Annotated in this window: 13 protein-coding genes and 1 pseudogene; 7 read left to right on the forward strand and 7 right to left on the reverse strand. The window is 60.1% G+C overall.

The genetic code is table 11. From position 1 onward, the window contains the following. A pseudogene (locus ACR0ES_RS19255) lies at nt 1–84 on the forward strand (IS5/IS1182 family transposase); the annotation flags it as partial. A 348-nt stretch (nt 85–432) separates the two neighbouring features. On the opposite strand, the gene ACR0ES_RS19260 reads toward ACR0ES_RS19255, so the two are convergent. Then, nucleotides 433–2,943, reverse strand: a complete 2,511-nt coding sequence (locus tag ACR0ES_RS19260; RefSeq protein ID WP_480871529.1) for an adenosylcobalamin-dependent ribonucleoside-diphosphate reductase — start codon at nt 2,941–2,943, stop codon at nt 433–435. Nucleotides 2,944–3,057: 114 nt separating this feature from the next. On the opposite strand from ACR0ES_RS19260, the gene ACR0ES_RS19265 reads away from it, so the two are divergent. After that, on the forward strand, nt 3,058–3,489 hold the full coding sequence (locus tag ACR0ES_RS19265; RefSeq protein ID WP_267363648.1) for a DUF1489 family protein: 432 nt from the start codon (nt 3,058–3,060) through the stop codon (nt 3,487–3,489). On the opposite strand, the gene hisG is transcribed toward ACR0ES_RS19265, so the two are convergent. From hisG to hisS, 3 genes are read right to left on the reverse strand one after another with little or no spacing between them, the layout of a single operon-like run. Continuing rightward, nucleotides 3,490–4,179, reverse strand: coding sequence for an ATP phosphoribosyltransferase (hisG, locus tag ACR0ES_RS19270; RefSeq protein WP_480871530.1), 690 nt, complete (start codon nt 4,177–4,179; stop codon nt 3,490–3,492). Continuing rightward, nucleotides 4,176–5,264 carry an ATP phosphoribosyltransferase regulatory subunit gene (locus tag ACR0ES_RS19275; RefSeq protein ID WP_480871531.1) on the reverse strand — a complete coding sequence of 363 codons (1,089 nt, stop codon included), beginning with the start codon at nt 5,262–5,264 and terminating at the stop codon, nt 4,176–4,178. Before ACR0ES_RS19275 ends, hisG begins: the two co-directional genes overlap by 4 nt. A gap of 3 nt (nt 5,265–5,267) precedes the next feature. Then, complete coding sequence (gene hisS / locus ACR0ES_RS19280; RefSeq protein ID WP_480871532.1) at nt 5,268–6,755, reverse strand: histidine--tRNA ligase; 1,488 nt, start codon at nt 6,753–6,755, stop codon at nt 5,268–5,270. A gap of 131 nt (nt 6,756–6,886) precedes the next feature. Here hisS and ACR0ES_RS19285 point away from each other — a divergent pair, with 131 nt between their 5' ends. Beyond that, the gene (locus ACR0ES_RS19285; protein ID WP_209504826.1) at nt 6,887–7,081 is read left to right on the forward strand and encodes a SlyX family protein; all 195 of its coding nucleotides are present in this window, start codon (nt 6,887–6,889) and stop codon (nt 7,079–7,081) included. A gap of 4 nt (nt 7,082–7,085) precedes the next feature. Here the strand turns inward: ACR0ES_RS19285 and ACR0ES_RS19290 are convergent, their stop codons facing one another. The 3 genes from ACR0ES_RS19290 to dnaE all read right to left on the reverse strand — a co-directional run bounded on the left by ACR0ES_RS19290 (nt 7,086) and on the right by dnaE (nt 11,273). Beyond that, the gene (locus ACR0ES_RS19290; protein ID WP_480774475.1) at nt 7,086–7,457 is read right to left on the reverse strand and encodes a hypothetical protein; all 372 of its coding nucleotides are present in this window, start codon (nt 7,455–7,457) and stop codon (nt 7,086–7,088) included. A gap of 11 nt (nt 7,458–7,468) precedes the next feature. After that, on the reverse strand, nt 7,469–7,687 hold the full coding sequence (locus tag ACR0ES_RS19295; protein WP_480774474.1) for a YMGG-like glycine zipper-containing protein: 219 nt from the start codon (nt 7,685–7,687) through the stop codon (nt 7,469–7,471). An 85-nt stretch (nt 7,688–7,772) separates the two neighbouring features. Further along, nucleotides 7,773–11,273, reverse strand: coding sequence for a DNA polymerase III subunit alpha (dnaE, locus tag ACR0ES_RS19300; protein WP_480871533.1), 3,501 nt, complete (start codon nt 11,271–11,273; stop codon nt 7,773–7,775). Nucleotides 11,274–11,618: 345 nt separating this feature from the next. Here dnaE and xdhA point away from each other — a divergent pair, with 345 nt between their 5' ends. From xdhA to ACR0ES_RS19320, 4 genes are read left to right on the forward strand one after another with little or no spacing between them, the layout of a single operon-like run. Next, on the forward strand, nt 11,619–12,980 hold the full coding sequence (gene xdhA / locus ACR0ES_RS19305; protein ID WP_480540026.1) for a xanthine dehydrogenase small subunit: 1,362 nt from the start codon (nt 11,619–11,621) through the stop codon (nt 12,978–12,980). Beyond that, entirely contained in the window at nt 12,977–15,379 is a 2,403-nt protein-coding gene (gene xdhB / locus ACR0ES_RS19310; RefSeq protein WP_480871534.1) for a xanthine dehydrogenase molybdopterin binding subunit, read from the forward strand. Before xdhA ends, xdhB begins: the two co-directional genes overlap by 4 nt. Beyond that, nucleotides 15,379–16,314 carry a xanthine dehydrogenase accessory protein XdhC gene (gene xdhC, locus ACR0ES_RS19315; RefSeq protein ID WP_480871535.1) on the forward strand — a complete coding sequence of 312 codons (936 nt, stop codon included), beginning with the start codon at nt 15,379–15,381 and terminating at the stop codon, nt 16,312–16,314. Before xdhB ends, xdhC begins: the two co-directional genes overlap by 1 nt. Next, nucleotides 16,311–17,828: an ABC transporter ATP-binding protein gene (locus tag ACR0ES_RS19320; protein WP_480871536.1), complete on the forward strand. Its 1,518-nt coding sequence runs from the start codon at nt 16,311–16,313 to the stop codon at nt 17,826–17,828. Before xdhC ends, ACR0ES_RS19320 begins: the two co-directional genes overlap by 4 nt. Nucleotides 17,829–17,868: the final 40 nt, after the last annotated feature.

Here is a 17,868-nt window from a genome sequence, read left to right on the forward strand (position 1 = left end):
CGCGTAGTGACACGTTATGATCGCTGTCCCAAAGTCTTCCTCTCCGCTATCGCCCTCGCAGCAACCGTCATCTATTGGTTATGAATCCTGACCCTAGAAGGAAAATCTGATTTGCTGTCTTCACCATTGAGGCCGTCCAGCACGATCCTGACCTTCTGTTCCGCAGAGTAAAGTTTGCGCGTCGCGCGACGAATGTCTTTACGACTTTCTCGCCGTGGCTCTGCTTGGTTCCGGGTTTCTGTCTCATCTCCACTTCTTGGTGGCCACGATGTACCAGCAGCGCTATCGCCATTCATCAACTCCGCTAGACAGGAGAAAGGCCCCGGAAGAATTCCGTGGCCGTTTTCTCATATCTCCAGCCAAAATGACCTATTGAAACGTTTAGGTCATGTCGCGTGACACGCCACATATATTTCGTTCAGCGCTTCATACCTATCCGCATTTGGAATGACCGCAGTTGCGGCAGGTCATGCAGCCTTCGATCATGACCATGTCGTACTGACCGCAGGACGGGCAGGCTTTGCCGCGTGGCGCGTCCAGGTTCACCACTTGCGCCTGGGGATCGGATTTCAACCCCATCCCCTCGCCTTCCAGAAAGCCGATGGCGACCATGTGCTGTTCGATCACGCCCCCGATCGCGGCCAGGATCGATGGGATATACTTGCCTTTGACCCACGCCCCGCCGCGCGGGTCGAAAACGGCTTTCAGCTCTTCGACCACAAAGGACACGTCCCCACCCCGACGGAACACGGCCGAGATCATCCGCGTCAGCGCCAGTGTCCAGGCGTAATGTTCCATGTTCTTGGAGTTGATGAACACTTCGAACGGGCGGCGGCGGCCCGAGATGATGATGTCGTTTATAGTCAGATAAATCGCGTGCTCGCTATCGGGCCATTTCAACTTGTAAGTCGACCCCTCCAGCGATTGCGGGCGATCCAGCGGTTCGGACATGTAGATGACGTCGCCGTGGGGGCGCTGAGGTTCGGCGTCATCTGAATTCGAAATAACTTCGGGTGCAGATTTGGTGTCTCCAAACAGAATCCAGCCAGCAGGGACTTTTAGCGCCCTCGCTGCTTTCTCCGCGAGGTCTTTTGAAAGTTCACGCTTACCGTTTAGAACAGGTCCAATAACTTGCTCTGAAGTGCCGATAGCCTCGGCCAATGCGCGCTTCGATGAAATTCCCGCATTTTCCCTAGCCCAATCTAGACGGGCGGACACAGTCTCCAACTGGGGCAACGCTTTAGTATCCTCAGCCACACTCAAAACGCTCCCCGTCACATCGTTGGGGCGATAGGTCGTGCACCCTTTGCAGCCCTGATCCCAGGCCTGCATGTAGACATCCTTGAAGGCGTCAAAGCTGATATCTTCCGGGCAGTTGATGGTCTTGGAGATCGAGCTGTCGATCCATTTCTGCGCTGCCGCCTGCATCTTGACGTGATCCGACGGCGTCAGGGTCTGGGCATTGACGAAATAGTCCGGCAGCGCTGCGTCGCCAAACTTGTCGCGCCACATCTGAACGGCGTAATCCACGACCTCTTCTTCGGTGCGCGAGCCGTCTTTTTGCAGAACCTTGCGGGTGTAGGCATAGGCAAAGACCGGTTCAATCCCCGACGACACGTTCCCGGCATAAAGCGAAATCGTACCCGTGGGCGCAATCGAGGTCAGCAGAGCGTTGCGGATACCATGTTCGCGGATCGCATCGCGGACGTCGTCATCCATTTGCTGCATCGTGCCGCTGGCCAGATATTTCTCGGCATCGAACAGGGGGAACGCGCCTTTCTCCTTAGCCAGATCGACCGAGGCCAGATATGCGGCTCGGGCGATTGCGTGCAACCAGCGTTCCGTCTGGCGCGCCGCCTCGTCGGACCCATAGCGCAGGCCCAGCATCAGCAGCGCATCCGCAAGACCCGTCACGCCCAGCCCGATGCGGCGCTTGTCCTGCGCTTCCGCCTCTTGCTCGGCCAACGGGAATTTTGAGGCGTCCACGACGTTATCCATCATGCGCACGGCCGTCGCGACCAGTTCCTGCAACGCCAGTTCATCCAGGTGCGCGGCATCCCCGAACGGTTCGGCAACCAGCCGCGCCAGATTGATCGAGCCCAGCAGGCACGCCCCGTAAGGCGGCAGAGGCTGTTCGCCACAGGGGTTCGTCGCGGCGATGGTTTCAACATAGCTCAGGTTGTTGGCCTGATTGATGCGGTCGATGAAGATCACGCCCGGTTCAGCATAATCATATGTGGCCTGCATGATCTTGTTCCACAGATCGCGCGCCTGAACGGTATGATAGATCTTGCCGTCAAATTGCAACTCCCACGGGCCGTCGGCCTTGACCGCCTCCATGAAGGGATCGGTCACCAGCACTGACATGTTGAACATGCGCAGGCGGGCCGGGTCGGATTTGGCGGTGATGAACTGTTCGATATCGGGGTGATCGCAGCGCATGGTGGCCATCATCGCCCCCCGGCGCGAACCCGCGGACATGATCGTGCGGCACATTGCGTCCCACACATCCATAAAGCTGAGCGGGCCCGAGGCATCTGCCGCCACACCTTTCACATCCGCGCCACGCGGGCGGATGGTCGAGAAATCATAGCCGATCCCGCCCCCCTGCTGCATGGTCAGCGCGGCCTCTTTCAGCATGTCAAAGATGCCGCCCATGCTGTCGGGGATGGTGCCCATAACGAAGCAGTTGAACAGTGTCACCTGCCGCGCGGTGCCTGCGCCAGCAGTGATGCGCCCGGCGGGCAGATATTTGAAATCTTCCAGTGCCTCGTAGAACCTGTCTTCCCAATGATCCGGGTCGTCCTCGACCCGCGCGAGGTCACGGGCGATGCGTCGCCAGCTGTCTTCAACCGTCTGATCGATGGGCGTGCCATCCGCCTGTTTGAAGCGGTATTTCATGTCCCAGATCTGCTCGGCGATGGGGGCGGCAAAGCGGCTCATTGGTGATTCCCTGTGCTGAAAGAGGTATCCAGACTAACACCCACTACACCTTGATGAAAGCCAATCCTGAGCTACAATGGATAGATAGCAAAGGGACGACTCTGTGGGAAAGCTGTGGATAAGTACGTGAACCTCATCAAACTTTCGGTTGGTTCGGAAAGCGTGGACTCTCTGATCGCGTGGCAAGACAGCCGCAAACCGCTTTATGAGGACGGATATCCGCGCCACGTAACCCGCATGTGGCCCAAACGTGATGCCGAGATTCTGAATGGCGGATCAATCTATTGGGTCATCAAAGGTGTCGTACAGTGCCGTCAGCGCATTCTGCGCCTGGACGAGGTGATCGGCGAGGACGGTATCCGCCGCTGCGCCATCGTTCTCGACCCTAACGTACATCGGACCCAGAACGCCTTGAAACGCCCGTTTCAGGGTTGGCGATACCTGAAGCCCGAAGATACACCAGCCGACCTTCCGAAAGGGCGCGCGCAGGATGACACCCTGCCCGATGATCTGAACCGCGCCCTTGCGGATATCGGTGTGCTGTAGTTACCGCAGCCGATCCAGCAATTCCGTCAGAACCGCCTTATCCGTCGCGTCGACCTTTGCAACCCGGCTGCGCCACAACGTGGCCTGCGATTGCAGGATCAGACCGTCCGACAGGATCTTGAGGTGGTTTGCCCGCAGGGTTTCACCTGAGGAGGTGATATCAGCAATTGCCTCGGCTGTTTCGTTCATGACCGTACCTTCGGTCGCCCCCTGGCTGTCGACCAGAGTGTAGTCGGCCACGCCCGCGTCGGTCAGGAACTCCCGCACCAGTCGGTGATATTTGGTGGCGATCCGCAGCCGGTGGCCATGGGTGTTGCGAAATGCTGCTGCCGCCGCATCGAGATCGTCCAGCGTGTCCACATCGACCCAGCAGGCGGGTGTGGCAATGATCAGATCGGCTTTGCCAAAGCCCAGCTGCGCAATCTCTTCGACCTGCTGTTCCCAGCGTGGCAGCTTCTCATGCACCAGATCGATGCCGGTGACGCCCAGATGAATACGGCCCGACGCAAGTTCGCGCGGAATCTCACCCGCCGACAACAGAACCAGCGAGACGCCGTCAATCCCGTCAACCCTACCCGCATATTCCCTGTCCGAGCCGTTGCGGGACAGCATGATGCCATGTTTTTCGAACCATGAGACGGTCTTTTCCATCAACCGGCCCTTCGAGGGCACGCCCAGTTTCACACTCATTGCGCGGCCTCCTCGATTTCAAGCATCAGGTCCGGGCGGATCACGCCGCCGATCGCGGGGATTTCGGCCCCATCCCCCAAACGGCGCGTCAGCGCATCATAGCGCCCACCGGTGGCGACGGGCGGCAGGTCGGGACGGCCTTCGGCGTAGAACCCAAAGACAAACCCGTCATAATATTCCATCGATGTCCGGCCATATGACGCTTCGAAATCCAGCCGTGCAACATCGACACCACGCGCCTGCAGGGCGGCGATCCGCGCCTCTAACCGGTCCAGCGCCGGGGTGATCTGCGGCAGATCCACTGCCACATCCCGCAGCTGTTCCAGCGCGAAGGGCATGGTTTCACGCACATTCAGCAGCGTTTCCAACCCGGCCAGTTCATTGTCAGAGATCGGCGGCGCAGCGCGATCTTCGCGCAGGGCTTTGATCCTATCGGCAATCTCGGGCGCGCGACGCTTGCCGATCATCGGAACATCAACCGCCATCGGGTCGTCCGCGTCCAAAAGCGCGTCACGGCCTTCAGGCCCCGGTTTACGCCCTGCAAACCGGTCCAGCAGCGCACGGAACCGGCGCGGCCGCCACAGGTGCCGCATCAGCGCGGCCTTGCGGCGGTCTGTGGTCCGAAGCCCTTCGACAGCCGCGGTCAGGATACCGATATCCCCGGTGGCTGCGCGCAGGGGCAGCCCGCGCAGTTGCAGCGCCATCAGCGAAAACACTTCGGCATCGGCACCAGCGGGATCATCGCGGTCAAAAACCTCGTACCCCACCTGAATATATTCGTTCGACCGGTCCGGGTCGTGTTCCTGACGGCGGAACACCTCACCTGAATAGGTATAGCGCGCTGGCTCCGCCCCGTCCCGCATGTGCATCTGAACAACAGGCAGGGTGAAATCCGGGCGCAGCATCTGCTCGCCCCGCAGCGCGTCCGAGGTGACGTAGGCACGGGCGCGGATATCCTCGCCATAGAGGTCCAGCAACACTTCAGCGGGTTGCAGCAGCGGGGTATCCACCACCTGCGCGCCCGCAGCCTCGAACCGGACACGCATCATCGCGGCACGGGCCTGTATCTGGGAACGGTTGGGCATGGGTCAGTCCTGACTGTTCAGAATTTCACGCACTTTCGCGACCAGATCAGCGCGCGATACTTCGAACTGGCTGGGGCGTTCTTTCCATTCCTCCAGCGTGGCGCTTTCGGCGATCTTAGCCCCAAGGATCAGGTCCTTGATCTGCACGATGCCTTTTGCCTTTTCGTCCCCGCCTTCGATCACCGCAACCGGAGAGTTGCGCTTGTCCGCGTATTTCAACTGATTGCCAAAGTTCTTGGGATTGCCCAGATACACCTCGGCCCGGATGCCCGCATTGCGCAGCTCGGCCACCATCGCCTGATAATCGGCCATCCTGTCGCGATCCATGACGGTGACGACCACGGGGCCTTTGGCCTGGGCGCTGATCCGGCCCTTTTCGCGCAGCGCCGCCAGTAACCGATCGACGCCGATGGACACCCCGGTCGCGGGCACTTCCTGCCCGGTGAACCGCTTGACCAGATCGTCATAGCGCCCGCCGCCCGCAACCGAGCCGAATTGCCGCTTGCGGCCTTTCTCGTCGAAGATTTCGAACGTCAGTTCGGCCTCGTAGACCGGACCGGTGTAATAGCCCAGGCCACGGACGACGGAGGGGTCAATGACAATGCGGTCGGGGCCGTAGCCGCCAGCGGAGAGAAGTTCAGCGATCTGTTCCAGTTCAGCAATCCCATCCGCCCCAATCTTGCTGTCACCCACGGCAATGCGGAGGTTGGCCAATGTACCAGCGGTATCGACGGCCTTGGAAGTCAGGAAGGCGATAACCGGGTCTGCCTGATCATCGCTGAGACCAACGCCGTCGATAAACGCGCCCGACGCGTCCAGACGGCCCTTGGTCAGCAACTCGCGCACACCCTGCTCACCCACCTTGTCGAATTTGTCGATGGTGCGAAGAACATTGTCTCGTGCGGCTTGATCATCGCCAAGCCCCATCGCCTCCAGCACACCGTTCAAAACCTTCCGGTTATTCACCCGGATGATGTAGTCACCGCGCGGGATGCCAACCTCTTCCAGCGTGTCGGCCAGCATTGCACAGATCTCGGCATCAGCAGCCATCGAGGCGGTTCCAACCGTATCCGCATCGCACTGATAGAACTGCCGAAAGCGCCCAGGTCCCGGCTTTTCGTTGCGCCAGACCGGACCCATTGCATAGCGGCGATAGGGCGTGGGCAAGTCGTTGCGGTGCTGGGCGTAAACCCGGGCCAGAGGCGCGGTCAAGTCATAGCGCAGGGCCATCCAGTCGCCATTTCCGCCCTCGTCAAACTCCTGCCACGCAAAGACGCCTTCGTTCGGGCGGTCCACGTCGGGCAGGAACTTGCCCAGCGCCTCGACGGTTTCGACCGCGCTGCTTTCCAGCGCGTCGAAACCGTAACGATGATACACGCCCGCAATCGTCCGCAGCATCTCGGTGCGCTGCGTGACTTCCTCGCCGAAATAGTCACGGAACCCTTTCGGCGTTTCGGCCTTGGGGCGGGGCTGTTTCTTGGGCTTGGCCATGTGGGGCGTCCTTGGGAGTGTACCTGTTCCGCGCGCGGTCTATCCCATGGCCCGCATCTGGGCAAGGCGCGCTTTCTCTGGCCAAGGCGTCACAGGGTCGCTATGTGCAGTCTGAAAGACAGGAGCATCCTATGCAGCAACTGGAAGAACAGATTGCCCATCTGACCCGCACGGTTGACGATCTGAACGCGGTTGTCACCCGGCAACAGGCCGAGATTGACCGGCTGACCCGCCGTGTCGAGATGCTGCTGCACCGCGAGGCCGAGCGCGCGCAGGAAGGGTCAGGCGGCGTTGTCCTTGGTGACGAACGTCCGCCACATTACTGAAAGCTTACAGCCCCAGCGTTGATTTCACCGCGTCGTCGACGACGCCACCCAGCAGGGCGTTTTCATCCCCGGCGCAGCCGTCTTTCAGAGCCGCCACAAATGTTTCGCGCAGCGTGGCCTTTTCCTCGTCCGAACTGGCATGAGCTTCGAGGTCGACCTGACGGTTATAAAGGGACAACGCCGTCATCTTGCCGACCACGTCCACAATGTATTCTTCATTCCCGTCAGCCTCTTCGATGACCGACGCGCATGTGTGATACATGAGCGGCAGCGCCGCTTGCACCATCTGTTCGGCTTCCTCGTCCGCAAGGGCATAGCCGGGCCCTGTAAGCAGCGCGGCGGTTGTGATCACTTTCATCGCGTTCAAACGCATCATCCCGCCCCCGCTTATTTCGAGTTCGCGCCGATCAGCGCACCAGCAATTGCCCCTGCGGCGGCACCCTTGCCGTCGCCGATCAAGGCCCCGACCCCGGCCCCGATCACAGCACCTTTGATCGTGTTCTCTTTCTTCTTGTCGTCCGCAAGCGTGGCTGTCGCCGAAACCAAAGCCAGCGATGCCGCCGCCCCCAATGCAATCGTTCTGAAATTGAGACCTGCAATCGTCATATCAACGCCCTCCCGTGGCATGATCAGAAGACATATTTGCAAGGTCAGCCTAGCGGTGCGCTAACTGTCTGGCAACAAAGCGGTGTCAGATCTCTTCGACGGTCATCACGCCTTCCAGCGATTTGATCGCGCCCTTGATCTGGGGATTGATCGGGAACACACGCCCCAAGTCGATTTCGACGTCGCCGGGCAGGCCGGGGTCCAGCAACAGCAGTTGGATCGGTCCGCGGGCCGCACCCTTGGCGGCGGTTGCGGCTTCTTCAAGAACCGTTGCAATAGTTGGCACCGCCCGCGCTTCGTCGACAAAGATGCGCAGTCCCGTCGCCCCGGCTTCGGCCACTACAGAATCCGCTGGTCCAACCGAACGACCCAGCAGCTTGAGCTGATCGGACTCCACCGTCGCCTCGACGGTCAGAACCACCTGAGCGCCGGTTTCCAGAAACTCGCGGCATTTCTCCAGCGTGTCGGAAAACAGCGTGACCTCATAAGCGCCGGTCGGGTCCGAAAGCTGGGCAAAGGCGAACCGGTTGCCCTTGGCCGATTTCCGTTCCTGCCGCCCGGCAACCACTCCGGCCATCTTGGCAATCAGCGGGCCAGAACGGGCTTTCTCGGTCACCTCGTCCAGCGTCAGAACCTGTTTACGCTTCAAGGCCGGCATATAGTCATCCAGCGGATGACCAGAGAGGTAGAAGCCGATGGCCTTGAACTCTTCGCTCAGACGTTCAGCCGGCAGCCAGTCGGGGGTCAGCGACAGGCGTGGTTCGGGCAGGTCATCTCCGGCCTCGCCAAACAGCGACACCTGGTTCGAATTCTTCTGTTCATGGATCGCTGCCGAATACTGCACCAGTGCATCAAGGCTTTCGAAAACGCGGCGGCGGTTCCGGTCCAGCTCATCAAAGGCTCCGGCGCGGGCCAGCATCTCAAGCGGGCGTTTGCCCACTTTCTTCAAATCCACGCGGCGGGCGAAATCGAACAGGTTGACAAATGGCTTGTCCGCGCGACCCGCAACGATCAGATTCATCGCCTCGACACCCACATTCTTGAGCGCGCCCAGCGCATAGACCAGATGTCCGTTATCAACATCGAACGTGGCCTGAGAGCGGTTCACACAAGGTGGAATATACGGCAGTTCCAGCCCTTTTCGGACCTCTTCGAAATAGATCGCCAGCTTGTCGGTCAGATGAATATCGCAATTCATGACACCCGCCATGAATTCGACCGGATGGTTCGCCTTCAACCAGCCGGTTTGATAGCTGACCACCGCATAGGCGGCGGCGTGGGATTTGTTGAAGCCGTAATTGGCGAATTTTTCCAGCAGGTCGAAGACTTCGCTGGCTTTCTTGGCATCCACCCCGTTTTCTGCCGCGCCTTTTTCGAATTTGGGGCGTTCGGCATCCATCGCCTCTTTGATCTTTTTACCCATCGCGCGGCGCAGCAGGTCCGCGCCGCCAAGGGAATACCCGGCCATCACCTGTGCGATCTGCATCACCTGTTCCTGATAGACGATGATGCCCTGGGTTTCCTCAAGAATGTGGTCGATCAGCGGATGAACGGATGTGATCTCGCGCAGCCCGTTCTTGACCTCGCAATAGGTCGGGATGTTCTCCATCGGGCCGGGACGATAGAGCGCGACGAGGGCCACGATATCCTCGATACAGGTGGGTTTCATGCGCTTGAGCGCGTCCATCATGCCCGAGCTTTCCACCTGGAACACCGCGACCGTCTTGGCCGCTGAATAGAGCTTATACGTCGCCTCGTCATCCAGCGGGATGGCGTTGATCTGGTTCTCGGCCCCCTCGGCAGGTTCGTAAAGCTCGGTGCCATCGGCGGCGATATGCAGCTTCCGTCCGGACTTGAAGATCAGGTCCATCGCGTTCTGGATCACGGTCAGGGTTTTCAGACCCAGAAAGTCGAACTTTACCAGCCCGGCCTGTTCCACCCATTTCATGTTGAATTGGGTCGCAGGCATGTCGGATCGCGGGTCCTGATAGATCGGCACCAGCGCGTCCAGTGGCCGGTCGCCAATCACAACCCCAGCCGCGTGGGTCGAGGCGTTGCGCAGCAGCCCTTCGACCTGCTGGCCGTATGTCAGCAGACGATCCACCACCTCTTCGTTGCGCGCTTCTTCCCGCAGGCGCGGCTCGTCCTTCAGGGCTTTTTCGATGGAAACCGGTTTGACACCTTCCACGGGGATCATCTTAGACAGACGGTCCACCTGCCCGTACGGCATTTGCAGCACCCGCCCGATGTCGCGCACGGCGGCCTTTGACAGCAAGGCACCAAAAGTGATGATCTGCCCCACCTTGTCGCGCCCGTATTTCTGCTGCACGTAACGGATCACCTCTTCTCGGCGATCCATGCAGAAGTCGATATCGAAGTCGGGCATCGAAACCCGTTCGGGATTCAGGAACCGTTCAAACAGCAGGCTATAACGCAGCGGGTCGAGGTCGGTAATTGTCAGCGCATAAGCCACCAGCGAGCCCGCACCCGATCCCCGCCCCGGTCCAACCGGAATATCGTGATCCTTGGCCCATTGGATAAAGTCGGCAACGATCAGGAAGTAACCAGGAAAGCCCATGCCTTCGATGATGCCAAGTTCGAAATCCAACCGCTCCTGATACTCCTCGGGCGTCACCGCATGGGGGATTACCGCCAAACGTTTCTGCAAGCCTTCATTCGCGATGCGGCGCAGTTCAGCGACCTCGTCATCGGCGAATTTCGGCAGGATGGGATCGCGGCGATAAGCCATAAAGGCGCAACGCCGCGCGATCTCGACCGTGTTCTCAATGGCCTCGGGCAGATCAGCGAACAGCGTCACCATTTCCTGCTGCGACTTGAAATAATGCTGCGCGGTCAGGCGGCGGCGACCTTCCTGCTGGTCGACATAAGCCCCTTCGGCGATACAGATCAGCGCATCATGGGCCTCGTACATATCCGAGGTCGGGAAATAGACGTCATTGGTGGCAACCAGCGGCAGGTTCTTGGCATAGGCCATCTCGATATGGCCGCGCTCGGTCTGGCGTTCGGCCTCGGGTTGGCCGTCTTCACCTGGGTGACGCTGGAGTTCGATATACAGACGATCCGGGAAAATCGCGGCCAACCGATCCACCAGCGCCTCGGCCGCCGGACGTTGCCCCTGTTGCAACAGGCGGCCCACCGGCCCGTCAGGCCCTCCGGACAGGCAGATCAGCCCGTCGGCGCGGTCCGCAAGCTCGTCCAGCGTGACCTGCGGCAACTGCCCGCCCTTGTCCACGTAAAGGCACGTGCTCAGCTTCATCAGGTTCTCGTACCCCGCCTCGGACTGTGCCAGCAGAACAAGCGGCGCGGGCGATTTTTGTTTTTCCCCCGGTTGCGACTGCACATAAGTCAGATCAACCTGACATCCCATGATCGGCTGGACACCAGCCTGACTGGCTGTCACCGAAAATTCCAGCGCCGAAAACATGGAATTCGTGTCAGTCACTGCAACGGCAGGCATCTCCATCTTCTCGCACAGGGCGGGCAGTTTTTTCAGCCGCACAGCGCCTTCCAGAAGGGAATATTCGGTGTGAACACGTAGGTGAATGAATCGGGGGGTACTGCTCATGAACGGCAGGCTACCCTAGCCGCGAGGCATGCAAAAGCCGGAACCTGCGCCGTTGTTTGGCAAAATAATCATTTTCGATTATTCGGATTTTCCAGAAGGTGCTTCGGAAAGCGACATCTTCACTGACAAAAAAACGCTTTAGTTTCAAACAACTGATATTTACACAGGGTGCGCAATTCCACGCCGATTGGCTGTAATGATGCATCATACAGGCAGTTTTTCTTGCCAGATCACGCATGCTGTTTCTAACATCCATTGGCAAGCTATCCGCCCGCCACTCTTTCTACGTCGCATCGAAGGAGGGCACCACCAGGGCGCAACCGGGTAAGGCGACGGGTTTCTCGAATGGACATCACGTTTCTTCTGAACGGAGAGACAGTGGAGCTGACGGACATCGATCCGACAGCCACTCTGCTGGATTGGCTGCGTGAAGATCGTGGCCTGACCGGCACCAAGGAAGGCTGCAACGAAGGCGATTGCGGTGCCTGCACTGTCATGGTGACGGATGCGGGTGGTGCAAAGGCCCTGAACTCGTGCATCCTTTTCTTGCCGCAACTGCATGGCAAGGCGGTTCGAACCGTCGAAGGCGCCAGCAGCCCCGATGGCGAGGTCCATCCGGTTCAGCAGGCCATGGTTGACCTGCACGGTTCGCAATGCGGCTTTTGCACGCCCGGTTTTGTCATGTCGATGGTGGCCGGTCACACCAATGGCGCGACGGATCACGATACACAGCTTGCCGGTAATCTGTGCCGTTGCACGGGTTACGCTCCCATTATTCGCGCAGCCGAAGCGGCCGAGAAACAGCCCGTGCCTGTCTGGGTTAAAGACAAGCCTGTCGCAACGCCCGCCACCTCACCCATGCTGCCGGGCTCGTCCGACGCGCTGGCTGCCGTATATGCCGAGAACCCGAATGCCACTTTGGTTGCGGGCGCAACAGACGTTGGGCTTTGGGTGACCAAGCAACTACGCGATCTTGATCCGGTGATCTTCCTGAACCGCTGTGACGATCTCAAAGAGATCACGATCACCGACGAAGAAATTCGTTTCGGTGCCATGGTCGATATGAACCGTATGGGCGAAGCCTTGGCGGACATTCACCCATCCTATGCAGAAATGATCCGGCGCTATGCCAGTGTTCAGGTCCGTCACGCGGCCACTGTGGGCGGCAACATCGCCAATGGCTCGCCAATCGGAGACAACCCGCCCGCGCTGATCGCATTGGGTGCGACGCTGCACCTGCGCAAAGGTGATGAGCGCCGGTCAGTCCTGCTGGAAGACTTCTTCATCGATTACGGGAAACAGGACCGCGCACCGGGTGAGTTTGTCGAAGCCGTCAGCTTCCTGCGTCAGGCGGACCGGCTGAAATGCTACAAGCTGAGCAAACGGTTCGATCAGGATATCTCGGCGGTGTGCGGATGTTTCAACGTTACCATTTCGGACGGACAGGTGACAGATGCGCGCATCGCGTTTGGCGGTATGGCTGGCATTCCGAAACGGGCAACCCATGTCGAGGCCGCGCTGATCGGCAAACCGTGGGCGCGCGAGGCGATTGACGCCGCTCTGCCCGCTTTTGCCGACGATTATTCACCGCTTACGGATATGCGCGCCTCGGCCACGTACAGGCTTGAGACCGCCAAAGCGATGCTGGAACGGTACTTCCTTGAGGATCAGGGCCAAGTGACCAACGTGCTGGAGGTATCGGCATGAGCGTAACCAAACCCCTTCCCCATGACGCGGCACCGCTGCACGTATCCGGTTCCGCCCGGTATGTGGACGACATCCCGACGCCAAAGGGCACATTGCATCTGGCCTTTGGCCTGAGCCCGATCGCCAAGGGCACGATTACCGCGATGGACCTGTCTGCCGTGAAAGCGGCACCCGGGGTCGTCAGGGTCATGACGGCACAGGACCTGCCCTTTGCCAACGATGTTTCGCCCTCGATCCATGACGAGCCTTTGCTGTCCGACGGGACGGTTCACTATATCGGCCAGCCTGTTTTCCTTGTGGTTGCCACCAGCCATCTGGCCGCCCGCAAGGCGGTTCGGCTGGGCAAGATCGACTATGCCGAGGAAGCACCGATCCTGACGGTGGAAGAGGCTTTGGCCGCAGACAGCCGATTTGAAGACGGGCCCCGCATCTATGCCAAGGGCGATGCGGACGCCGCGATTGAAAGCGCCGCCCACGTCATCGACGGAACGTTCGAGATCGGCGGTCAGGAGCATTTCTATCTGGAAGGTCAGGCTGCGCTTGCCGTGCCGAATGAAGGCGGCGACATGCTTGTCCACAGCTCGACCCAGCACCCGACCGAGATACAGCACAAGGTGGCGGACGCTCTGGGCCTGCCCATGCATGCGATCCGCGTCGAAACCCGGCGCATGGGTGGCGGGTTCGGCGGCAAGGAAAGCCAGGGGAACGCGCTGGCCGTTGCCTGCGCAGTGGCGGCGCGGGCGACCGGCAAAGCCTGCAAGATGCGCTATGACCGCGATGATGACATGATCATCACCGGCAAACGCCACGCCTTCCGGATTTCCTATCGCGCGGGATTTGACGAACAGGGTCACATTCAGGGCGTGTCCTTTCTGCAATACGCGATTTGCGGCTGGGCACAGGACCTGTCCCTGCCCGTCGCCGACCGTGCGATGCTGCATTCTGACAATGCCTACCTGCTGCCCAATGCCCGGATTGAAAGCCATCGGTTGAAGACCAACACGCAGTCAGCCACCGCCTATCGCGGTTTTGGTGGCCCGCAGGGGATGGTTGCCATCGAACGGGTGATGGACCACGCCGCGCATGAACTTGGGCTGGACCCGGTGGAATTGCGCCGCCGCAACTATTACGAGCCCGCGCATAAGGTTGCCGAAGTCCAACCCCACGAGAAACCGCTGGGTCATCCCGACCCGCACGAAGACCTGACCAGCCGTGGCGCAGTGGAAACAGGGACCGCCCCGGTCCGCCCCCTGCCCGCTGGTGGCAACACGACGCCCTACGGCATGGAGGTCAGCGATTTCGAACTGCATGGCATGACCGAAGCGCTGATGAAGTCCAGCGACTATGCCGCGCGCAAAGCGGCCATCGAGAAATGGAATGCCGAAAACAGCGTGATCAAGAAGGGCATCGCCTTTTCTCCGGTCAAGTTCGGAATTTCCTTTACGCTGACCCATCTGAACCAGGCCGGTGCGCTGGTGCATGTGTATCAGGATGGTTCGGTGCACCTGAATCATGGTGGCACCGAGATGGGTCAGGGCCTGTTCCAGAAGGTCGCACAAGTGGCCGCGGCGCGTTTCGGCATCCCGCTTGAGATGGTCAAGATCACCGCCACGGATACGGCAAAAGTGCCCAATACCTCGGCCACGGCGGCGTCTTCAGGCAGCGATCTGAACGGTATGGCGGTGAAAGCGGCCTGCGATACGATCCGCGACCGGATGGCCGATTATCTGGCTGAACGGCATCAGGCCGACCCCTCTGCCGTCACGTTCACGGATGGCCACGTTTCGGTTGGTGAAGAACGGTACACGTTCGCCGAAGCTGCCGCACTGGCCTATCAGGGTCGGATAAGCCTGTCGGCCACTGGCTTCTATAAAACGCCCAAGATCGAATGGGACCGGATCGCGGGGCGTGGTCGCCCGTTTTACTACTTCGCCTATGGCGCTTCGGTCACCGAGGTCGCTGTGGACACGTTGACGGGTGAGAACCGCATTCTGCGCACAGATATCCTGCATGACGCGGGCGCTTCGCTGAACCCGGCGCTGGATGTCGGACAGGTCGAAGGCGGTTACGTGCAGGGCGCGGGCTGGCTGACAACCGAGGAACTGGTCTGGGACGGGAAGGGCAACCTGCGCACACATGCACCCTCGACCTACAAGATCCCGGCCTGTTCCGACCGGCCCGATATTTTCAACGTCGCACTTTGGGATGGCGAGAACCGAGAGGACACCATCTATCGCTCGAAAGCCGTGGGGGAACCCCCATTCATGCTGGGAATATCGGCCTGGCTGGCGCTTTCGAATGCGGTGGCGGCCTGCGGGGACACTTATCCGGCGCTCAACGCGCCCGCCACCGCCGAAGAGGTCTGGCGCGGCGTCCAGAGGATGAAGGGAGGCATCTGATGGGATTTGACCTTGAGGCTTTGAGGGAGGCGGTCAAAACCCACGGCAAAGTGGTCCGGGTGGTCATCGCCGGGATCAAAGGGTCGTCTCCACGTGAAGTCGGTGCCGCCATGCTGGTCTGGGACGGTGGGCAAAGCGGCACAATCGGCGGCGGAACACTGGAATACCAGGCGGCACATGCCGCACGGTTGCAAACCACGCCAACCCGCCTGACGCATCATGCGCTTGGACCCGAGTTGGGGCAATGCTGCGGCGGTGCCGTGTCGTTGCTGAGCGAGGTCTACGACGCAAAGACCGTCTATGATCTGGACGATGCGGTCATCGCGCGCCCGACCAAGGATGGCGCGATGCCCCTGTCGGTCAAGCGAATGCTGGCGACGGCGCGCGGACAGGGGATTGCGCCCGAACCGCAGCTGATTGACGGCTGGATGGTTGAACCCGTTCACAAGCCGACACGCAATCTGTGGATCTGGGGCGCGGGCCATGTCGGCCGGGCGCTGGTGGATGTGCTGTCCCCGCTTCCCGATCTTGCGATCACCTGGGTGGATACCAGCCGTCAGCGCTTTCCGGCCGCTGTGCCAGCGGGCGTGACAATTGTTCCGGCGGCAAAACCGGCCGAGCTGGTCCGCCATGCCCCATGTGACGCCGAACATCTTGTGCTTACATACTCGCATAATCTTGACTTTGAACTGTGCAACAGACTGCTTTTGCACGATTTTGGCTTTGCGGGGCTGATTGGCTCGGCTACGAAATGGGCGCGATTCCGGTCGCGGCTGGCCGCCCTTGGGCATCCGCCTGAACGGATTAGCCGGATCACCTGCCCGATCGGTGACCCGTCGATGGGGAAGCATCCGCATATGATCGCCGTGGGCGTCGCTGCACAATTGCTGCGCCCGGCCCTGCAAAACAAGTTGAAGAAGGACCTGAGCGCGTGACCATTCCACTTTTGAGCTTGCAAGGGCTGACCAAAGCCTACCCCGGTGTTGTGGCCAATGATCAGGTGTCCTTTGACATCGGTGAAGGCGAAGTGCACGCGCTGCTGGGTGAAAACGGCGCGGGGAAATCCACGCTGGTAAAAATGATCTATGGGCTTGTGAAGCCGGACAGCGGCACCATGAAACTGCGCGGCAATCCGTTTGCGCCGCCCGAACCCCGCGCGGCCCGTGCGGATGGGATCGCGATGGTGTTCCAGCATTTTTCGCTGTTTGACGCGCTGAACGTGGCCGAGAATATCGCGCTGGGGATGGAGAACCCGCCCCCGATGGGGGATCTGGCATCGCGCATTCGCGAAGTTTCGGAAACTTATGGCCTTCCGCTGGACCCGTTTCGCACGGTTGGCGACCTGTCCGCAGGCGAACGCCAGCGGGTCGAGATCATCCGCTGCCTGTTGCAGGACCCCAAGCTGCTGATCATGGACGAACCGACCTCGGTTCTGACCCCGCAAGAGGTCGATATTCTGTTTGAGACGCTGAACAAGCTACGCTCCGAGGGAACCTCGATCCTGTATATCTCGCATAAACTGGAGGAAATCCGAACGCTATGCGACCATGCTACGATCCTGCGTCTGGGCAAGAACGTGGGCGAATGTGTCCCCGCTGAAACCTCGGCGCGTGACATGGCCGAGATGATGGTCGGGTCAACCTTGCAGACGCCCGAACGCTCGGGCCGGGAACTGGGCGAGGTCGCGCTGGATGTCAGCGGGCTGTCAGTCCCCTCGCCTTCGGAATTCGGCACCGCATTGCGCAATGTGCACATGACGGTCCGCAAGGGCGAGGTTCTGGGCATCGGCGGCGTTGCCGGAAACGGGCAGGATGAGTTGCTGGGCGTGTTGTCCGGGGAAATCCTGACATCGGCGGATGCAATCAAGTTCAACGGTCAGGCGATCGGCAAGCTCGGCCCGACAACGCGCCGTAAGCTGGGCGTTCTGACCGCGCCCGAGGAACGGTTAGGCCACGCAGCGGCACCCGACATGAGCCTGACCGAAAACGCTTTGCTGACCGGATCTGTGCGGGAAGGGCTTGAGAAAAATGGCTTCTTGAAATGGTCCGAAACCCGGAGTTTTGCCGAAAAGATCATCGAAGCCTTCGACGTTCGCACGCCCGGGCCCGAAAACGCAGCGCGGTCCTTGTCCGGCGGTAACCTGCAGAAATTCGTGATTGGACGCGAAGTGCTGCAAAACCCTGATGTGTTGGTGGTAAACCAGCCAACCTGGGGGGTGGATGCCGCGGCGGCCGCGTCGATCCGGCAAGCCATACTCGATCTTGCGGCGAAAGGCACAGCGGTGATCTGCATCTCGCAGGATCTGGATGAGCTGATGGAGATCTCGGACAGTTTTGCGGCCTTGAACGAAGGTCGGCTGAGCGCACCGCGCCCGACCACCGGCCTGACGGTGGATGAGATTGGCCTGATGATGGGCGGCGCCCATGGCATGGAGGTGGCACATGTGTGATCTGCTGGGCCGCCTTCGGCTAGAGTATTTGCGAAAAGAT

The sequence above is a fragment of the Ruegeria sp. N7 genome (genome assembly GCF_056531345.1).

Coding starts and splice junctions, on each gene's coding strand:
- ACR0ES_RS19260 (WP_480871529.1), bottom strand. CDS start 2,943: ATGAGCCGCTTTGCCGCCCCCATCGCCGAGCAGATCTGGGACATGAAA.
- hisG (WP_480871530.1), bottom strand. CDS start 4,179: ATGAGTGTGAAACTGGGCGTGCCCTCGAAGGGCCGGTTGATGGAAAAG.
- ACR0ES_RS19275 (WP_480871531.1), bottom strand. CDS start 5,264: ATGCCCAACCGTTCCCAGATACAGGCCCGTGCCGCGATGATGCGTGTC.
- hisS (WP_480871532.1), bottom strand. CDS start 6,755: ATGGCCAAGCCCAAGAAACAGCCCCGCCCCAAGGCCGAAACGCCGAAA.
- ACR0ES_RS19285 (WP_209504826.1), top strand. CDS start 6,887: ATGCAGCAACTGGAAGAACAGATTGCCCATCTGACCCGCACGGTTGAC.
- ACR0ES_RS19290 (WP_480774475.1), bottom strand. CDS start 7,457: ATGATGCGTTTGAACGCGATGAAAGTGATCACAACCGCCGCGCTGCTT.
- ACR0ES_RS19295 (WP_480774474.1), bottom strand. CDS start 7,687: ATGACGATTGCAGGTCTCAATTTCAGAACGATTGCATTGGGGGCGGCG.
- dnaE (WP_480871533.1), bottom strand. CDS start 11,273: ATGAGCAGTACCCCCCGATTCATTCACCTACGTGTTCACACCGAATAT.
- xdhA (WP_480540026.1), top strand. CDS start 11,619: ATGGACATCACGTTTCTTCTGAACGGAGAGACAGTGGAGCTGACGGAC.
- xdhB (WP_480871534.1), top strand. CDS start 12,977: ATGAGCGTAACCAAACCCCTTCCCCATGACGCGGCACCGCTGCACGTA.
- xdhC (WP_480871535.1), top strand. CDS start 15,379: ATGGGATTTGACCTTGAGGCTTTGAGGGAGGCGGTCAAAACCCACGGC.